Annotated in this window: 18 protein-coding genes and 1 riboswitch; of the genes, 11 read left to right on the forward strand and 7 right to left on the reverse strand. The window is 71.3% G+C overall.

Going from position 1 to position 16,391, the window contains the following annotated elements; genetic code table 11:
- Positions 1-6: 6 nt before the first annotated feature.
- The 3 genes from OG875_RS20280 to bcp all read right to left on the reverse strand — a co-directional run bounded on the left by OG875_RS20280 (position 7) and on the right by bcp (position 2,112).
- Complete coding sequence (locus OG875_RS20280) at positions 7-873, reverse strand: HNH endonuclease signature motif containing protein (RefSeq protein ID WP_330175630.1); 867 nt, start codon at positions 871-873, stop codon at positions 7-9.
- On the reverse strand, positions 870-1,505 hold the full coding sequence (locus OG875_RS20285; RefSeq protein WP_443079152.1) for an HNH endonuclease: 636 nt from the start codon (positions 1,503-1,505) through the stop codon (positions 870-872). The genes OG875_RS20280 and OG875_RS20285 overlap by 4 nt, the downstream gene beginning before the upstream one ends.
- A 139-nt stretch (positions 1,506-1,644) precedes the next feature.
- Complete coding sequence (gene bcp, locus OG875_RS20290) at positions 1,645-2,112, reverse strand: thioredoxin-dependent thiol peroxidase (protein ID WP_330175632.1); 468 nt, start codon at positions 2,110-2,112, stop codon at positions 1,645-1,647.
- A 158-nt stretch (positions 2,113-2,270) separates the two neighbouring features.
- Here bcp and OG875_RS20295 point away from each other — a divergent pair, with 158 nt between their 5' ends.
- From OG875_RS20295 to OG875_RS20305, 3 genes are all read left to right on the forward strand, one after another.
- Entirely contained in the window at positions 2,271-2,591 is a 321-nt protein-coding gene (locus OG875_RS20295) for a DUF3618 domain-containing protein (protein WP_330175633.1), read from the forward strand.
- A gap of 106 nt (positions 2,592-2,697) precedes the next feature.
- Complete coding sequence (locus OG875_RS20300; protein WP_330177831.1) at positions 2,698-3,000, forward strand: GroES family chaperonin; 303 nt, start codon at positions 2,698-2,700, stop codon at positions 2,998-3,000.
- 44 nt (positions 3,001-3,044) lie between these two features.
- A riboswitch (guanidine-III (ykkC-III) riboswitch) is annotated at positions 3,045-3,116 on the forward strand.
- 30 nt (positions 3,117-3,146) lie between these two features.
- Complete coding sequence (locus tag OG875_RS20305; protein ID WP_330175634.1) at positions 3,147-3,467, forward strand: DMT family transporter; 321 nt, start codon at positions 3,147-3,149, stop codon at positions 3,465-3,467.
- On the opposite strand, the gene OG875_RS20310 is transcribed toward OG875_RS20305, so the two are convergent.
- The gene (locus OG875_RS20310; RefSeq protein WP_330175635.1) at positions 3,464-5,908 is read right to left on the reverse strand and encodes a transglycosylase domain-containing protein; all 2,445 of its coding nucleotides are present in this window, start codon (positions 5,906-5,908) and stop codon (positions 3,464-3,466) included. The two genes, OG875_RS20305 and OG875_RS20310, sit on opposite strands and share 4 nt — an antisense overlap.
- Before the next feature lie 461 nt (positions 5,909-6,369).
- Here OG875_RS20310 and OG875_RS20315 point away from each other — a divergent pair, with 461 nt between their 5' ends.
- The 4 genes from OG875_RS20315 to OG875_RS20330 all read left to right on the forward strand — a co-directional run bounded on the left by OG875_RS20315 (position 6,370) and on the right by OG875_RS20330 (position 9,990).
- The gene (locus OG875_RS20315) at positions 6,370-7,170 is read left to right on the forward strand and encodes an ABC transporter permease (protein ID WP_330175636.1); all 801 of its coding nucleotides are present in this window, start codon (positions 6,370-6,372) and stop codon (positions 7,168-7,170) included.
- A gap of 85 nt (positions 7,171-7,255) precedes the next feature.
- Complete coding sequence (locus OG875_RS20320; RefSeq protein ID WP_330177832.1) at positions 7,256-8,059, forward strand: ABC transporter permease; 804 nt, start codon at positions 7,256-7,258, stop codon at positions 8,057-8,059.
- A 78-nt stretch (positions 8,060-8,137) separates the two neighbouring features.
- Positions 8,138-9,133, forward strand: a complete 996-nt coding sequence (locus OG875_RS20325; RefSeq protein WP_330175637.1) for an ABC transporter ATP-binding protein — start codon at positions 8,138-8,140, stop codon at positions 9,131-9,133.
- A gap of 170 nt (positions 9,134-9,303) precedes the next feature.
- Positions 9,304-9,990 carry a DUF1707 SHOCT-like domain-containing protein gene (locus OG875_RS20330; RefSeq protein WP_330175638.1) on the forward strand — a complete coding sequence of 229 codons (687 nt, stop codon included), beginning with the start codon at positions 9,304-9,306 and terminating at the stop codon, positions 9,988-9,990.
- Positions 9,991-10,141: 151 nt separating this feature from the next.
- Here the strand turns inward: OG875_RS20330 and OG875_RS20335 are convergent, their stop codons facing one another.
- Positions 10,142-11,584, reverse strand: coding sequence for an SGNH/GDSL hydrolase family protein (locus OG875_RS20335; protein WP_330175639.1), 1,443 nt, complete (start codon positions 11,582-11,584; stop codon positions 10,142-10,144).
- 160 nt (positions 11,585-11,744) lie between these two features.
- Here OG875_RS20335 and OG875_RS20340 point away from each other — a divergent pair, with 160 nt between their 5' ends.
- From OG875_RS20340 to OG875_RS20350, 3 genes are all read left to right on the forward strand, one after another.
- Entirely contained in the window at positions 11,745-13,310 is a 1,566-nt protein-coding gene (locus OG875_RS20340) for a DUF445 domain-containing protein (protein ID WP_443079153.1), read from the forward strand.
- Between the two features lie 132 nt (positions 13,311-13,442).
- Positions 13,443-13,916, forward strand: coding sequence for a hypothetical protein (locus tag OG875_RS20345; protein ID WP_330175641.1), 474 nt, complete (start codon positions 13,443-13,445; stop codon positions 13,914-13,916).
- Positions 13,917-13,970: 54 nt separating this feature from the next.
- Entirely contained in the window at positions 13,971-14,468 is a 498-nt protein-coding gene (locus tag OG875_RS20350; RefSeq protein WP_330175642.1) for a hypothetical protein, read from the forward strand.
- Positions 14,469-14,472: 4 nt separating this feature from the next.
- On the opposite strand, the gene OG875_RS20355 is transcribed toward OG875_RS20350, so the two are convergent.
- Entirely contained in the window at positions 14,473-14,673 is a 201-nt protein-coding gene (locus OG875_RS20355; protein ID WP_330175643.1) for a DUF397 domain-containing protein, read from the reverse strand.
- Entirely contained in the window at positions 14,670-15,518 is an 849-nt protein-coding gene (locus OG875_RS20360) for a helix-turn-helix domain-containing protein (RefSeq protein ID WP_330175644.1), read from the reverse strand. The genes OG875_RS20355 and OG875_RS20360 overlap by 4 nt, the downstream gene beginning before the upstream one ends.
- A gap of 199 nt (positions 15,519-15,717) precedes the next feature.
- On the opposite strand from OG875_RS20360, the gene OG875_RS20365 reads away from it, so the two are divergent.
- Positions 15,718-16,380 (forward strand): ATP-binding protein, encoded by a 663-nt coding sequence (locus tag OG875_RS20365; RefSeq protein ID WP_330175645.1) that lies wholly within the window; start codon positions 15,718-15,720, stop codon positions 16,378-16,380.
- Positions 16,381-16,391: the final 11 nt, after the last annotated feature.

Raw genomic sequence — 16,391 nt, forward strand, 5'->3', positions numbered from 1 at the left:
TCCCCCTCACTTTACTTGAGCCCCGGGCGCCGGCTCGCGAGGTTTTCTACGACTGGCCCGGCACGAGTGAGTCTCCGTCTGGCTGTGGCACGAGGGGCAGAGGTACCGAAGGTTCTCGCGGCGATTGTCCAGCCGGTCCCCGTTGACGTGATCGATCTGTAGTACGAGGCGTTTGCCCTGCCAGAGGGTGCCGATACCGCAGGTGGCGCACAGGTGCGGCACGTGGAGATCATCGAGCGCGCGTCTCAGCGTCGCGGTTTTCGTTCGCGCCGACCCCGGCGGGAGGTGAACCAGAAGATCGGCCGCCGACTTACGACGTGCGGACGGAACGCCCCGGGCGTGCGCTTGCCCGGTGAAGTGAGCGACGGGGATGCCGTGTGTCGCCAGACTCCGTTTCAGCTGCGCACGGGCGGTGGAACTATCGGCGATACCGAGAGTTCTCAGCAGGCCCGCCAGGCTGCTGGATTTGACGACGGCGCCGACCAGTTCGGCTCGGGACGTGGTCGTCGGCCTGTGACGCCGTGCCGTGACGAAGTGGGAGGTGTCGATGCCGAAGCGGTCGAGCTGCTTGCGTATGTGGCCGTACGGGCTGTTCTCCGGCGGGAAGCCCAGGTACTCCAGCACTTCACGGATGCTGTGCGCCTGGGCGGCTGCCTCACGCAGTAACTCTTCGGAGTAGCTGCGGCGTTCTCGCGCGGGCAGTGACTCGTCGGCGAAGTGCGACGTGTCGATTCCGTAGAAGTCCAGCCGCCTTTGAAGGTAGGCGCGTGTGTTGCTGCCCAGGGGGGCGTTCACTCGGCGCATCAGATCGACAAGGCTGACGGATTCCTCGGCGGCTCGCGCGAGCACTTCCGCCGGATACTTGAGGCTCATGTCCCGGGCCCTCGCTTCCGGCCGCGATACGTGTCCGTCACAGCGTGGCAGTTGGGGCAGAGCAGTCGCAGGTTCGAAGCGCGGTTGTCCCACCAGTCGCCGTTGATGTGGTCGACCTGCAGTCTCAGCGGCCGGCCGTTCCAGGTCGCGCCGGTCGCGCACATCGCGCAGGACTCCGGTACTCCGCCCAGCAGAAGCTCCCGCAGCAGGCGCGCTCCGGGAGTGCGGCCTTGCTCCGGGAGACCGAGGCGGAGGAGTTCACCAGGCTTTTTCGAGCGTCGCGGCCTCTGGGCGAAATGCGCCGTGTCGATTCCCAGCGCCGCGATACGCCGGTTGATGTGCGCGTGATTGCCGCCCACCGGGCTGATGCCCAGGTGCCTCAGTACGTCCTTGACGCTTGTCGACGCGGCGACGGCCGCCCGCAACCGTTCTTCCGTGTGCCGGACGCGTCCCGAGGTGAAGTGAGCCGTGTCTATGCCCCACTCCGTCAGCTTCTGGCGAAGATAGCCACGGCGGGCCGGTGTCGGGGTTCTGCCAAGCAGGCACAACGCCTCGTCCAGGTTCGTGGTCGAGCGAGCGGCTGTCCGCAGTGTCTCGCGCGTATATCTCGGCCCCACGGGCCCCCTCCGCATCCGGCCGCACGTTCGCCGCCTCGTACGGATCAACGAACCGCTGTTCGGATGGTCACGACCGCCCCGCGGACGGATCGTCACGCCCGCCCGGCCCCCTGCCGGGCCCACCCGCGGTGGACCCGGCTGTCGCAGCCGGACCTCAGATGCCGAGGTCCTTGATGATCTTCGCGACGTGGCCGGTCGCGCGGACGTTGTACAGCGCGCGCTCGACCTTGCCCTCCTCGTCCACGACGACCGTCGAGCGGATGACACCCGTCACCGTCTTGCCGTAGAGCTTCTTCTCGCCGAAGGCGCCGTACTCGGTGAGGACCGACTTGTCGGTGTCGCCGACCAGGGTGACCTTCAGGTTCTCCTTGTCGCGGAACTTGGCCAGCTTCTCCGGCTTGTCCGGCGAGACGCCGATGACGTCGTAGCCCGCGCCGGCCAGCACGCCGAGGTTGTCGGTGAAGTCGCACGCCTGCTTGGTGCATCCGGGGGTAAGCGCCGCGGGGTAGAAGTAGACGATGACCTTGCGTCCCAGGTGGTCGGCGAGCGAGACCTCGTTGCCGTCCGCGTCGGGCAGGGTGAAGGCGGGGGCGGTGTCGCCGGGCTGAAGTCGCTCGCTCATGGTTCTCCTCGGTACGGGGGCGGACTGGCGCCCGGATGCATCAGTGCGAGCGTAGTAGGGGCGCCGCGGGGTGCGAGCGCGGCCGAGCTGACAGACTGTCCGTGAAGGCGGAGCATCGAAGGACCAACCCACCGGACCACGACCACGGAGGCAGCGCGGTGTCGGATGCCAGGACCCCTGCGCAGATCGAGGCGGACATCGTCCGCAGGCGCGACCAGCTCGCCGAGACGCTCGACGAGATCGGCGTGCGGGTGCACCCGCAGACGATCGTGGGCGACGCGAAGGCCCGGGTGGTTTCCCGGGTGGACCAGACCGCGGGCCGGGCGTTCGTCGCGGTGAACCGTACGGTGTCGGGCGTGCGGGACACCTTCGTCTCGGAGGACGGCGCCCCCCGGCTGGAGCGGCTCGTCCCGATCGCGCTGATCGCCGTCGGCCTGGTGGGTCTGCTCACGATGTCGGCGCGCCGCCGCCGGTTCTGAGCCCCCCGCGTCACCCCTCCGGCGTACGGGGCGCGGGCGGGCGGGTAGGTTCGTCGGCGTGAGCGACACTTCTCCCGGCACCTCGCACGACAAGCTGCCCATCCGGATGCTGCACGACCGGGTGCTGGTCAGGACCGACATCCCCGAGGGAGAACGGCGTTCGTCCGGTGGGATCGTCATCCCGGCGACGGCCGCCGTGGGACGGCGCCTCGCCTGGGCCGAGGTGGTGGCCGTCGGCCAGAACGTCCGGGCGGTGGAGCCCTCGGACCGGGTGCTGTACGACCCCGAGGACCGTGCCGAGGTCGAGGTCCGGGGCGTGGCGTACGTCCTGATGCGCGAACGCGACCTGCACGCGGTGGCGGCGGACCGCTTCGAGGGCTCGGACGACTCGACGGGGCTGTACCTGTAAGCACGTGCCCGAAGGGCCGGTGACCTTGGTCACCGGCCCTTCCGGCGTTCCTTTGCTACGTTGGAGGGACCCCGACGAGACGCGCCGTACCGGGTCAAAGGTAAAGACGACGCACCCGTTGTCCGCGCTCCGCCGGAGGTGCCGTCATGGCCTGGGTTCTGCTCGTTGTCGCCGGTCTGCTCGAAGTCGGGTGGTCGGTCGGTATGAAGTACACCGACGGATTCACCCGGCTGTGGCCCAGCCTCTTCACCGGCGCGGGCATCGTCGCCAGCATGCTGCTGCTCGCGCAGGCCGCCAAGGCCCTGCCGATCGGTACGGCGTACGGCGTGTGGGTCGGGATCGGCGCGGCCGGGGCGGCGGTCGTCGGGATGGCGGTGCTGGGCGAACCGGCGACGGCCGCGCGGATCTTCTTCGTGTGTCTGCTGCTGGTGGCCGTGGTGGGCCTGAAGATGACGTCGGGTCACTAGAAGCCGGGGACACCGGGCGGTCCGTTGCCCGTACCGCCGTCCGCCCCGCCGCTCCCACCGCCCCCGTTGCCACCCCCGCCTCCGCCGCCGTCCCCGCCTCCTGCTCCGCCTCCGACGAACCCGTCCGTCAGACCGTCCGTCCCGTCCTGGTCCTGGTCCTGGCCCCGGGTCCGGCCCTGCGTTCCGACGTCGGCGCCGCCGTCCGTGCCGGTGCCGCCTCCGCCGCCGTCGGTCTGTCCCGGGGGCCGGGTCCCGCCCCCGCCGGTGCCCCCGCCCGTGCCCGGCGCCCGGGGCCGCTCCGACGTCCCCGGGCTCTCCGGCCGGCCCGGCGACGACGACGGGCCGTCGGGCCGGCCGGACTCGTCGTCCGACGGCGGGACGGACTCCATGCCCTCCGCCGGCGTCAGGTCGAAGTCCGTGGCCTCGGTGCCCTTCAGCGCCGCCGCCGTGAACTGGCCCCAGATCCGCGCGGGCGGCCCGCCCCCGTTGACGCGCGCCAGACCCAGCGCCCCGTACAGCGGCCGCTGCCGCGCCGTCTCGGGGTCCGCGCCCATGAGCGCGACGACGGTCGCGAGATCCGGCGTGTACCCGGCGAACCAGGCGGCCTTGTCGTTCTCGGCCGTGCCCGTCTTCCCCGCCGCCGGGCGGTTCGCGGACCGCGCCGCCGTCCCCGTGCCGTCCTCCACCACGCTCCGCAGGATCGCCGTCGTGGTGTCCGCGGCCTCACGGCTGACGGCCTGCACCGCCCGCCCGCGCGGCGGTTCGGCCGTGCGGCCGTTCTTGGTGATGCTCGTGACCATCGTGTAGGTGCCGTGCCGCCCGTGGTTGGCGAGTGTCGCGTACGCCTCCGTCATGTCCAGCACGCTCGCCGTCGCCGGGCCGAGCGCGATGGACGGCGACTCGGTGAGGTCGGGCGTGTCGTCGGGGAGCCCGAGGCGGACCGCCGTGTCCCGGACCCGGCCGGGGCCGACGTCCTGGGCCATCTGCGCGTACACGGCGTTGATGGACTTGTCGGTGGCCTCGCTGACGCTGACCTGCCCGTACGAGACGTCGTCCTCGTTGGCCGGGTCGTAGCCGGTGGGCCCGTCGGGCCCCTCCACCATGCGCTTGTTGGTGCCGTCGTACTCGGTGTCGGGCCTGATCTGTTCGCCGTCCTGGGTGTGCGAGCCGTTCTCGACGGCCGCGGCGAACACGAACGGCTTGAAGGTGGAACCCACCTGGTAGTCCCGGCGGGTCGCGTTGTTGACGTACTGCCGGGTGTAGTCGACCCCGCCGTACATCGCGACGACCTCCCCGGTGGCCGGGTCGATCGACGCGGCGCCGACGCGCACGTCGCGGTCGGCCGGGCGCTTGTCGTCGACCTTCGACAGGACCTGCCGGCCGACCGCCTCGACCAGGGCGCTCTGCATGGGCCGCCGGAACGTGGTGGTGATCCGGTAGCCGCCGGAGGCCAGGGTCTTGTCGTCCAGGATGCCGTTGCCGGTGAGGTGGTCCTGCACGGCCTGGACCAGATAGCCGCGCTGTCCCGACAGACCGGTGGACGGCTTCGCCTCGTCCGGTACGGGGAAGACCATGGCGGCCCGCTCGTCGGGGCCGAGCCACTTCTCCTTCACCATGCCGTCGAGCACGTAGTTCCAACGGCCTTCCGCCCGGCCCTTGTTCTCCGGGTGCAGGGCCACGTCGTACGCGCTGGGCGCGTTGAGCAGGGCGGCCAGGAACGCGCCCTCCGCCGTGTCGATCTGCTGGACGTCCTTGCCGTAGTACGCGTGGGCGGCGGCCTGGACGCCGTACGCGTTGCGCCCGAAGTAGCTGGTGTTGAGATAGCCCTCCAGGATCTGCGCCTTGCTCTCCTCGCGGCCCAGCTTGATCGCGATGAAGAACTCCTTCGCCTTGCGGACGAGGGTCCGCTCCTGGGCGAGGTAGTAGTTCTTCACGTACTGCTGGGTGATCGTGGAGCCGCCCTGGGTGCCCTTGCCGGTGAGGGTGTTCCACGCCGCGCGCACCATGCCCTGCGGGTCGACGGCGGGCTCGTTGTAGAAGTCCCGGTCCTCGGCGGCCAGTACGGCGCGGCGTACGGGCCTCGGGACCTGGGAGAGCGGCACGTTCTCCCGGTTGACCTCGCCGTCGCGGGCGATCTGGCCGCCGTCCGCGTACAGGAACACGTTGGACTGGGCGACGGCCGCGACGTTCGCCGCCGGGATCTTCACCAGCGTGTACCCGGCGATGAATCCGCCGATGAGGACGATCGCGCACAGCAGGAACGCGCCGAGCAGCATCCGCCAGGTCGGCAGGGCACGACGCCAGCCGGTGCGTTTGCGACGCCCCTTGCGGCCGGTCCTTCTCCCGGCGGAGCCGGAGCCCGACCCGGAGCCGGAGCCTGAGCCTGAGCCGCGGTCCGTCGGGTCGCGCGGGTCCCAGCCCCGCTGCTGCGCGTCGCTCATGTGTGCGGAGGCTCCTCGACCGGGTCAATGAGGGGATAACGGGCGGTACGGGCGATTCTTCTGCGCCACCATGAAACACGGTCGAACCGGCCCGGGGCCGCCGTCCGGATAACCGCTCGCGGTGGCTGACCCCCTTGGGCTAGGGTCCTGCGCTTTGGTGCCCTACAGCGGAAACGGCACGGGGCGACCACACGTAACGGGACACGCGCACCTACGACCGGACACGTACGTCACGGGACACGCACGGGCACAGCCACACGGGCACGCAGGACGGCACGGGCACGGACACGCAGGACCACACGCACACGCACACAGGCACGGGCACGCAGGACCGCACGCACGCGCACACGGGCACGGACACGGGCACGGGCACGGACACGCAGGACCAGCACGCAGACGGACGACCACGCGCGCGCGTTCGCGGGCGCTCACACACAACAGGGCCGAGGAGGACTGCTGACGTGCGTCTGTACGCGGCCGTCGCCGCGGGCGCGTTCCGCCGCCACGCGACGTACCGGATCGCCACCGCCGCCGGGGTGTTCACCAACACCGTGTTCGGCTTCATCATCGCGTACACCTACACGGCGCTCTGGGACGAGCGGCCCCACCTCGGCGGCTACGACCTCTCCCAGGCCCTGACCTACGCCTGGCTCGGCCAGGCGCTGCTGACGACCTGCGCGATCATGGGCGGCGGCTTCGAGGACGAGCTGATGGAGCGCATCCGGACCGGCGATGTCGCGATCGATCTCTACCGCCCGGCCGACCTCCAACTGTGGTGGCTCGCGGCCGACCTGGGGCGCGCCGGTTTCCAACTGCTGGGCCGCGGGATCGTTCCGATGGGGGTCGGCGCGCTCGCCTTCGACCTGGCGCTGCCCGGCCGGCCGCTGATCTGGCTGGCGTTCCTGCTGTCCGTGTTCCTGGGCGTGGTGGTCGGTTTCGGCGTGCGCTACCTGGTCGCGCTGTCCGCCTTCTGGCTGCTGGACGGCGCGGGCGCCGGCCATGTCTCGTTCCTGGCCGGGATGTTCTTCTCCGGGATGCTGCTGCCGCTGACGCTCTTCCCCGGCCTGCTGGGCGAGATCGCCAGGGTGCTGCCGTGGTCGTCGCTGCTCCAGATCCCGGCGGACGTGTTCCTGGGCCGGCGCACCGGGTGGGGCCTGATCGAGGCGTTCGCCTTCCAGATCGGCTGGGCGCTGGCGCTGCTGGCGCTGGGGCGGCTGCTCCAGGCCGTGGCGATGCGACGGGTGGTGGTGCAGGGTGGCTGACGACGCGGGCACGGTGGTCGGTGAGCGGCGGTACGGGGCGGCCGGCGGCGCGGAGCCGGCCGGCGAGGGGCGGTGGCGCTCGCCTCTGTGGGAGGGGCCCCGCGCGTACGGCCTGATCGTCGCCATGTGGGTGCGCTCGACGATGACCTACCGCACGTCGTTCGCCCTGACGGCCCTCGCCAACTTCGCGGTGACCGGGTTCGACTTCGTGACGATCCTGCTGATGTTCTCGCACGTCGACCGGCTGGGCGGCTATTCGCTGCCCGAGGTCGCCTTCCTGTACGGCGCGGCGGGTACGGCCTTCGGCCTCACCGACCTGTTCGTCGGCTCGACGGACCGGCTGGGCCGCCGGATCCGGGACGGCACGCTGGACACCCTGCTGGTGCGGCCCGCGCCGGTGCTCGCCCAGGTCGCGGCCGACCGCTTCGCGCTGCGGCGGCTGGGCCGGGTCACCCAGGGTCTGCTGGTGCTCGGCTGGGCGCTGACGGCGCTGGACATCGCGTGGACGCCCCTGAAGGTGGCGATGATCCCGATGATGGTGCTCAGCGGCACGGCGATCTTCGCGTCGCTGTTCGTGGCGGGGGCGGCGTTCCAGTTCTGGGCGCAGGACGCCGCGCAGGTGCAGCACTCCTTCACGTACGGAGGCAACACGCTGCTCCAGTACCCGCCCACGGTCTTCGCGAAGGACCTGGTGCGCGGGGTGACGTTCGTCCTGCCGCTGGCCTTCGTCAACTGGCTGCCCGCGCTGTACGTGCTGGACCGCGAGGACCCGCTGGGGCTGCCGGACTGGGTGGCGTTCCTGCCGCCGGTGGTGGCGGCGGGGTGCTGCGCGCTGGCGGGGCTGGCGTGGCGGGCGGGGCTGCGGGCGTACCGCAGCACGGGAAGCTAAGGCCGTTCGGAGAGACCTCGGGAGAGACCTCGGAGAAGAACCTCGGGAAGAGACATCAGGAGAGGAAGGCACGGGGACATGGACGCGGACGACTCCGGTTTCATCCGGCTGGACGGCATCGAGAAGGTCTTCGACGTACGGAAACGGGCGGGCCTGCTGCGCCGTGAGAGACACCAGGTGCGTGCCGTCGACGGCATCAGCTTCGGCGTGGCGCGCGGTGAGATGGTCGGCTACATCGGCCCCAACGGCGCCGGCAAGTCCACCACCATCAAGATGCTCACCGGCATCCTCACCCCGAGCGCGGGCCGGCTGCGGGTCGCCGGGATCGACCCGTCGCGAGACCGTACGCGGCTGGCCCGCCGGATCGGTGTGGTCTTCGGCCAGCGCACCACCCTGTGGTGGGACCTGCCGCTGATCGACTCGTACCGGCTGGCGCACCGGATGTACCGCATCCCCGACCGGCGCTACCGGGAGAATCTGGACCGCTGCGTCGAACTGCTCGAACTGGGCGAGCTGTTGGACGTCCCCGTACGCCAGCTCTCGCTCGGCCAGCGGATGCGCGGCGACATCGCGGCGGCGCTGCTGCACGATCCCGAGGTGCTGTATCTGGACGAGCCGACGATCGGGCTGGACGTGATCTCCAAGGCGCGGGTCCGTGAGTTCCTGCGGGAGCTGAACGCCGAGCGCCGTACGACGGTCCTGCTGACCACGCACGACCTCACCGACATCGAGCAGCTCTGCGCGCGGGTGATGGTCATCGACCACGGGCGGCTCGTGTACGACGGGGCGCTCGCCGGGCTGCACGAGGTGGGCGGGAGCGAGCGGACGCTGGTCGTGGACCTGGAGCGGGAGCTGCCGCCGGTGGAGCTGCCGGGGGCGCGGGTGGTGAAGGTGGAGGGGCCCCGGCAGTGGCTGGCGTTTCCGGCGGCGGCCTCGGCGGCGCCGCTGGTGGCGCGGATCGCGGCGGAGTATCCGCTGATGGATCTGTCGGTGCGGGAGCCGGACATCGAGTCGGTCATCGCGACGATGCTGTCCCGAAGGACGGTGCCGGAGCCCGCGCGGCGTCCCGTGTGACGACGCGCGGGAGCCCGCGCGGCGCCAGGCGCTTGTCACTCGACGGAACGCGCGTGGCGCCCGGCGCCGTTGTTCGACGGAACGCGCGCGGTGCGCGGCGCTGCGAAGCGAGGGGCCCGCGTGCTGCCCGGCGCTGTGACGTCTGCCTCACCTTTGACTAGGCTGACAACATGACGAATGAACTTCCTGAGATGCGCGCCTCGGACTCCGAGCGCGAGCGTGTTGCCGAACTGCTGCGCGAAGCGGTGGCGGAGGGGCGCATCGACATGGAGGAGTTCGACACCCGTCTCGACGCCGCGTTCAAGGCCCGTACGCACGGTGAACTCCAGCCGCTGGTACGGGATCTGCCCGCGCCCGGCTCCACCGGCGACCTCGCGCGGCCCGGCATCGACGACCGGCGCGGGGGCTGGCCGGCGCGGATCGGCCGGAGCGCCGCGACCTCCAAGTGGGCGCTCGCCATCTTCGGCGGCTTCAACCGCAAGGGGTCGTGGACGGTCGGGCCGAAGTTCGTCGCGGCGGCCTGCATGGGCGGCGGCGAGATCGACCTGCGGGAGGCCCAGTTCGAGGAGCGGGACGTGGTCATCCGCTGCTTCGCGGTGATGGGCGGCGTCCATGTGACCGTACCGCCGGACATGGACGTCAACGTGCGCGGCTTCGGGCTGATGGGCGGCTTCGGGGAGAGCGGGGAGACCACGGAGGTGAGCCCGGGATCGCCACGGGTGATCATCACGGGGTTCGCGATGATGGGCGGCGTGGGGGTCGAGCGCAAGATGAGGGTGACGGAGAAGCGCCGTCTCAAGGAGGAGCGCAAGAAGGCGGAGCTGGAGAAGGACCGGCTCCGCAAGGAACTGGACTGATCCACGGGAGCCCTCACCGGCCGCCCCCGCTCCACCGCCCGTCATGGAACGGAGTCTTCACGGAACGGGGCCGACGCGGAGCCGGCGGCCGGGGGACCGGACGTCGCCGGAGAACCGGTCACGGCCGGGCGACCGGACACGGCCGGGGAGTTCAGAGCCGCGCCGGCTCCCTGCCCACCAGGTCCCCGAGGTCCACGAAGCGCCCCATCGCCCGGTACGCGGCGTCGCTCGGGTGCAGACCGTCGCCCGAGTCGTAGTCGGGCCGCAGTCGGTCGGGGGCGTACGGATCGCGCAGCAGCCGGTCGAAGTCGACGGTCCGGTCGAAGACCCGGCCCGCGCGGATGGCCTCGTTGACCCGGTCCCGCACGGCCTCCCCCGCGTCGCTGTGACGCGGACTGCCGCCGAACGGCATGAGGGTCGAGCCGACCACCCGCAGCCCCCGCGCGCGCCCCTGACGGGTGAGGGACCGCAGCCCGGCGACGATCCGCTCCGGGTCGGTCTCGTGCGGCCGGCCGATGATGTCGTTGATGCCGAGCGCGACGAAGACGACCTCGGCGCCCGACTGCCCGAGGACGTCGCGCCCGAACCGGTCGACGCCGCTCGGGCCCTTGCCCGCGGCGAGGTTCCGGCGCAGGACCCGATTGCCGCTGATGCCGGCGTTGAGCACGCCCAGACCGCTGTCCCGCACCCGGTCCGCCAGCGTGTCGGTCCAGCGGCGGTCGGCGTCGTACGAGGAGCCGACGCCGTCCGTGATCGAGTCGCCGATGACGACGACCGAGCCGCGCGCCCGCCGGTTCAGCACGTCGACGGCGGTGAGATACCGCCAGACCGGGACACGCCCGGTGTACGGGGCGCCGCCGCCGTCCAGCGTGCGGTCGCCGCGCGCCGTGTACGAGGTCCGCAGCGCACGCGGGTGGTACGTGACGGGACCACCGGGCAGCGGCGTGTGCACCGTCACCAGCAGATCGGTGTCCGGCGGTACTCGGAGCCGTACCGCGTCACTGACCACCCGACCGCCCGGCGGGACGATCACCGACCGCTTCTTGCCGAAGGTGACGACCCGCAGGGTGCCCGGGGCGGCGCCCGCGCTCCCGTTCCCGGCCGAGACGGCGAGCGAGGCACGGCCGATCAGCAGCGCCCGGCGGCTGAAGAGGTTGGAGAGGGTGATGCGGGCGGCGGTGCCGCCGATGCTGGTGTGCACGACGTTACGCAGGGAACGCCCGGCATGGCCGTGGGGCGCACCCGGCTCGATCCCGGCGGGCGCGGCGGCCCAGGTCCCGACCCACGCGTCGGCGGAGACGGGTGCGGCGGAACCCACGGGCGTACGGGCCCGCCCGCCGCCCGAGCCGCTTCCCGCCTCGCCACCCGAGTCGCTTCCCGCGCCGCTTCCCCGGGCGGTGCCCGTGCCCGCGCCGTCCCGCGCACCGTCCCCGGCGCCGCTCCCGGCTGCTGTCGCCCGATCGCCGCTGCCGCCGCCCAGGTCACGGCCCCCGCCGCCGCCCAGCGCGCCCACCCCGGCGAATATCGTGGCGCACACCAGCGCCACGACCGTCACCAGGCCCGCGAGCAGGGCGAATCCCCGTTGTCCGCTCATGTCCCCCGTGTCTCCCTCACCTACGTACAAAGGACATCATCCGGCATGGCGCGGGAACTCGTGGTGCGCGCCGGGAGTACCAGAGGCAGGGAGAATGCGTACAGGCGGGGCACGGCGGGGTACGGGGACGACAGGGCTCGTACGCGGATGGGTGGAGTGAATGGAACGACGCGATCCGGCCGATCCGGACAGGGCACGAGGCTCCGGCACGGCCGACGACCGCTCGTCTGCGGACGACCGTCCTCCTACTGAGGAGCGACCGGTGGACCCCGTACGCGCGGGTCGCCCGGCGACGGCCCTCCCGGCACGCCCGCCGTCCGAGCCCGGCCCCGGCGCTCCGGTCCCTCCTGACGCCTCGGCCCCTCCCACCGCCTCGGCCACCGCCTCGGCCCCTGCCGACGCCCCGGCCGCTCCCGGTTCCTCCGCCACCCCCGGCAGGCGCTCGCCGTTCTCCCCGCTCGGCTCGCTCGGATTCACCGCCGCCGACGAGGAGAAGCGGCGCGGCGTCCGCCGTATGAAGGCCACCGCCACCGGTCTGCTGCTCCTCGTCGCCCTCGTCTACATCCTCGCCACCTGGGCCGAGAATTCCGGCCACACCGGCTGGCCCGGCTATGTCGCGGCGGCGGCCGAGGCCGGGATGGTGGGCGCGCTCGCGGACTGGTTCGCCGTCACGGCCCTCTTCCGCCACCCGCTCGGCCTGCCGATCCCGCACACCGCGATCATCCCGAACAAGAAGGACCAACTCGGCGCCTCCCTCGGCTCGTTCGTGGGGGAGAACTTCCTCTCCTCCGACGTCGTACGGACCCGGCTGCGCGGACTGGGCATCGGCGGCCGGCTCGGCGCCTGGCTCGCCGAACCCGCGCACGCCGACCGCGTCACCGCCGAACTGGCCACCGCCCTGCGCGGCGCCCTGACCGTTCTGCGGGACAACGACGTCCAGGCGGTCGTGGGCGAGGCGATCACCCGCCGCGCGGACGCCGTGGAGGTCGCCCCCGGCATGGGCAAGACACTGGAACGCGTGGTGGAGGACGGCGCCCACCACCGCGCCGTCGACCTGATCTGCACCCGCGCCCACGACTGGCTGGTCGAGCACGGCGACTCGGTGATGGACGCGGTGCAGGGCGGCGCGCCGGGCTGGACCCCGCGCTTCGTCGACCGCCGGATCGGCGACCGCGTCTACAAGGAACTGCTGCGCTTCGTCACGGAGATGCGCGACATGCCGACGCACCCGGCGCGCGGCGCGATCGACCGCTTCCTCAAGGACTTCGCCTCCGACCTCCAGTCGGACACGGAGACCCGGGCCCGTGTCGAACGCCTCAAGTCCGACCTGCTGACCCGCCCCGAGGTGCAGGACATCATCGCGTCGGCCTGGTCCTCCGTACGCGCGATGATCATCGCGGCGGCCGAGGACGACCACAGCGAACTGCGCCTGCGCGCCCGCGCCTCCCTCCTCTCGCTCGGCGCCCGGCTGGCGACGGACGGCAGGCTCCAGCGAAAGCTGGAGGGCTGGGTGGAGGACGCGGCGGACTACGTCGTGACGACGTACCGGAGCGAGATCACGTCCCTGATCTCCGACACCGTCGCGAGCTGGGACGGCAAGCACACGTCCAAGAAGATCGAGGCGCACATCGGCCGTGACCTCCAGTTCATCCGCATCAACGGCACGGTGGTGGGCGCCCTGGCGGGCCTGCTGATCTACACGATCTCGCACGCGCTGGGCGGGTGAACCGGACCGTCCGGTCCGCCCGCCGCGTCACCGACCCTGCGCGGCGAGGGCATCCCCCGCGTCCGCGCGGTCCGCGCGGCCTCCGACTTCGCCGCCCACGAGCCGTCCCCGGACCGGATTCGCGTACTGCTGGTGGGCACGGTGCAGCGGGGCCGCTGCCACCCGGACGACCTCCGCGCCGAACTCCGCGCGTCCCACGCCCTGCGCAACCCGGCGGCCCGCGCGGTGATGGACGACCTCCGCGTCGGCGTCCGCTCCCTCGCCGAGGGCGAGACCCGCGACACCCTGCTCGCCGCCGACATCCCCGACCCCCTCCGGAACCGGACGCTCCTCACCCCGGCCGGCACCTTCCTGGCCCCCCCGGACGCCTACTGGCCCCACGAGGGCGTCGCCCTGGAGGCCGACTCGGCGGAGTACCACCTGGGCATCGCGGAATACCGCGCCGCCCTCCGCCGCCGCCTGCGGCTGGAGTCCCACGGGGTGTCGGTCCTGAGCGTGACCCCGTCCCTGGTCCGCGACCCCCCCCAGGAACTGATCGCCGCGGTCCTCACCCGCCTTCACCTCGCCACCACCCGCGCGGCCCGACTCCGGGTGCTCCGCCGCTGAGCCGACGACCCGTCAGGGATAGGCTCGACGGCACCGAGCCTGAGGGGGACCACCATGCACATACGCCGAACTCACCGCGCCACCGCACTCGTCGTGCTCCTGGCGGCGACGCTGATGTCCTGCTCCGGTGCCGACCCCGAGCCCCGCTCCGCGACCCCGCCCCGGGCCGACACCGCACCGTCGTCCCCGCCCACCAAGGCCGCCGCCCCGATCCCGGAGGCGCCGACCTCAACGCTCACTCCGGCGCCGGTCAAGGTCCGCGACGCCTTCGCCACGCTCCAGGCCACGCTGAACGACGACTGCGTGCCGGGCAACTGCGACTACTTCCTCGGCCGCGTCCACGACGAACTCACCGGCCTCGAATCCGCCATGAAGGCCGACCCGAAGGGCCCGTCCCACTTCGACAAGCCCCTGGCCTGGACGGCGAACCTCTGGAAGACCCTGGGCGACGACAGATCCACCCCGAACCTCGAAAAGAACCGCACGGACCTGATCGGCACCCGCGACAAGATCAACGCCTGGATGCAGAACCACCCGGACGACTACCGCTGACCCCTCAACCAAGCCGCCCCTCCCGCAGCGCGCCGACGAAGTCACCCCAGGCGGCGCGCCGCACGGCGATCCGCGCCCCGTGGGGCACCTTCGAGTCCCGCACGGCGGTACCACCGCCCGACTCGGCGACCTCGACACACTCTCCGCCGGCTCCGTTGCTGTAGCTGCTCTTTCGCCACTGGGGGTCGGTGGTGGACGCGGTCATGGGGAGTGTCCCTCCAAGGCTGATCGGATCAGTACTGCTGATTGCTGGGGGCTCAGAGCCAGAGCCCTGAGGTGGTCGAAGGCTTTCGTGTAGATACGTACGTGTGCCGGGAGTTCGAGGTAGATGGAGTCTGTCAGCCCTTCCCGATAGACCACATCCGGGTCCTCCTGCTCGGGGAAACCGAGCACTGTGAAGGGTCCGGTCGTCGGGTACGCCCCGGCGTCGTACGGCAGGACTTGCAAGGTCACGTTGCGTTGCCTTCCGATATCCAGCATACGTTCGAGCTGCTCGCCCATCACCTGTCCGCTGCCAATGACGTGCATGAGGGCGCTCTGGTGGATCACGGCCCAGAAGTCCGGAGCGGTGCCGCTCGTCAGCAACTCCTGTCGACGCATGCGCACATCGACCTGGCGAGGGATCTCGTCGTGATCCTGGTCGGGCGTGACCTTGCTCAACTCGGTTGCGTACTCGGCGGTCTGCAACAGACCGGGAATGAACTCACCTTGGTATGTACGCAAGTTGGACGCGGCCTGCTCCAGCCCCACATACACCGAGAACCATGACGGCACGGCGTCACCGTGCGCGTGCCACCAGCCCTTGGTCTTCGACTCCTTGGCCAGCCCCTTGAGCAACTCGCGAAGCTCGTCGGACGTGCTGTAGAAGCGGCACAACGCGTCCACGTCCGACGGCTGTACCCGCCCTTGCCCGGTCTCCATGCGATTCACCTTGGAACCGCTCCAGTCCAGCTCCTTGCCGACCTGATTGCAGGTCATCCCGCTCTCGTCGCGCAGCTTCCTGAGCTCGATCGCCAAGCGACGACGACGTGCGGTGGGTGATCCGGCCATGGCAACTCCTCTTGCGGCAACGGGGGTTCCATCCCATCGGAACGGATGGCTCACGCCAATCACTCGTTAGAGGGAATCCCTTCGTGCACATTGCATCTCGGGATGCCCACTGTCATCCTGTCACAACGAGTGACGGACTGTCACCGCAGGCTCACATCGGACGCGACGCCATCGGGCGCCCGACGGAAGGAGCAGGAGCATGGCCATTTACCAGGAGAGTGGTTGCGTGCAGCGGCGCCCGTGGGAGGTGGCGTTCACGGCGGAGCCGCAGGCGGTCCCCCGGGTGCGCCGGGCGGTGCGACTGCACCTCTCGCTCTGGGGCTTGTCGGATCTGGAGGATCTCGCTCAGCTCTGCGTCTCGGAGCTGGTCGCCAACGTCATCAACCACATCGGCGTAGGGACCCCGGTCACTCTCGCGGTCTCCACGGACGGGATCCACCTCCGCATCGAACTCAGCGACCCGGACGCCCGAGCGATGCCCACGCTCCTCGCCCCCCTGTCCGACGCGGAGTCGGGCCGCGGCCTGATGATCCTCGACGCGGTGTCCGACCGGTGGGGTGTGATCTCCCGGGTCGACTCCAAGGCGGTGTGGTGTGAGTTGCCCACCGGTGCGGGAGCGTCCAGCGGGCAGCCGAGGAATCCACGTATCGCGCATGCCGAGATGAGCATCGTCCGACACGGCGCTGCTCAGAACCCCACGCCGGAAGAGGCGAGCCCCCTGTCGGCGGCGCTGGCGGAGAAGGCGGCGATCGACCTGATCGCGGACGTCCTCCACTGGCTCCGCGCCCACGGCTGCGACCCGGACGAATCCCTGGACCGCGCCCAGACCCGCTTCGAGGCCCAACTCGAAGAAATCCGCTGAGATTGGCCGAC

The organism is Streptomyces sp. NBC_01498, assembly GCF_036327775.1.
GTDB lineage: Bacteria > Actinomycetota > Actinomycetes > Streptomycetales > Streptomycetaceae > Streptomyces.

Excerpts from the sequence above, each read along its gene's own strand:
- OG875_RS20360 (WP_330175644.1), bottom strand. The coding sequence starts at position 15,518 with ATGGCCGGATCACCCACCGCACGTCGTCGTCGCTTGGCGATCGAGCTC.
- OG875_RS20300 (WP_330177831.1), top strand. The coding sequence starts at position 2,698 with ATGCTGCACGACCGGGTGCTGGTCAGGACCGACATCCCCGAGGGAGAA.
- OG875_RS20305 (WP_330175634.1), top strand. The coding sequence starts at position 3,147 with ATGGCCTGGGTTCTGCTCGTTGTCGCCGGTCTGCTCGAAGTCGGGTGG.
- OG875_RS20340 (WP_443079153.1), top strand. The coding sequence starts at position 11,745 with ATGGAACGACGCGATCCGGCCGATCCGGACAGGGCACGAGGCTCCGGC.
- OG875_RS20325 (WP_330175637.1), top strand. The coding sequence starts at position 8,138 with ATGGACGCGGACGACTCCGGTTTCATCCGGCTGGACGGCATCGAGAAG.
- OG875_RS20285 (WP_443079152.1), bottom strand. The coding sequence starts at position 1,505 with ATGCGGAGGGGGCCCGTGGGGCCGAGATATACGCGCGAGACACTGCGG.
- OG875_RS20355 (WP_330175643.1), bottom strand. The coding sequence starts at position 14,673 with ATGACCGCGTCCACCACCGACCCCCAGTGGCGAAAGAGCAGCTACAGC.
- OG875_RS20330 (WP_330175638.1), top strand. The coding sequence starts at position 9,304 with ATGACGAATGAACTTCCTGAGATGCGCGCCTCGGACTCCGAGCGCGAG.
- OG875_RS20280 (WP_330175630.1), bottom strand. The coding sequence starts at position 873 with ATGAGCCTCAAGTATCCGGCGGAAGTGCTCGCGCGAGCCGCCGAGGAA.
- OG875_RS20365 (WP_330175645.1), top strand. The coding sequence starts at position 15,718 with ATGGCCATTTACCAGGAGAGTGGTTGCGTGCAGCGGCGCCCGTGGGAG.
- OG875_RS20350 (WP_330175642.1), top strand. The coding sequence starts at position 13,971 with ATGCACATACGCCGAACTCACCGCGCCACCGCACTCGTCGTGCTCCTG.
- bcp (WP_330175632.1), bottom strand. The coding sequence starts at position 2,112 with ATGAGCGAGCGACTTCAGCCCGGCGACACCGCCCCCGCCTTCACCCTG.
- OG875_RS20310 (WP_330175635.1), bottom strand. The coding sequence starts at position 5,908 with ATGAGCGACGCGCAGCAGCGGGGCTGGGACCCGCGCGACCCGACGGAC.
- OG875_RS20335 (WP_330175639.1), bottom strand. The coding sequence starts at position 11,584 with ATGAGCGGACAACGGGGATTCGCCCTGCTCGCGGGCCTGGTGACGGTC.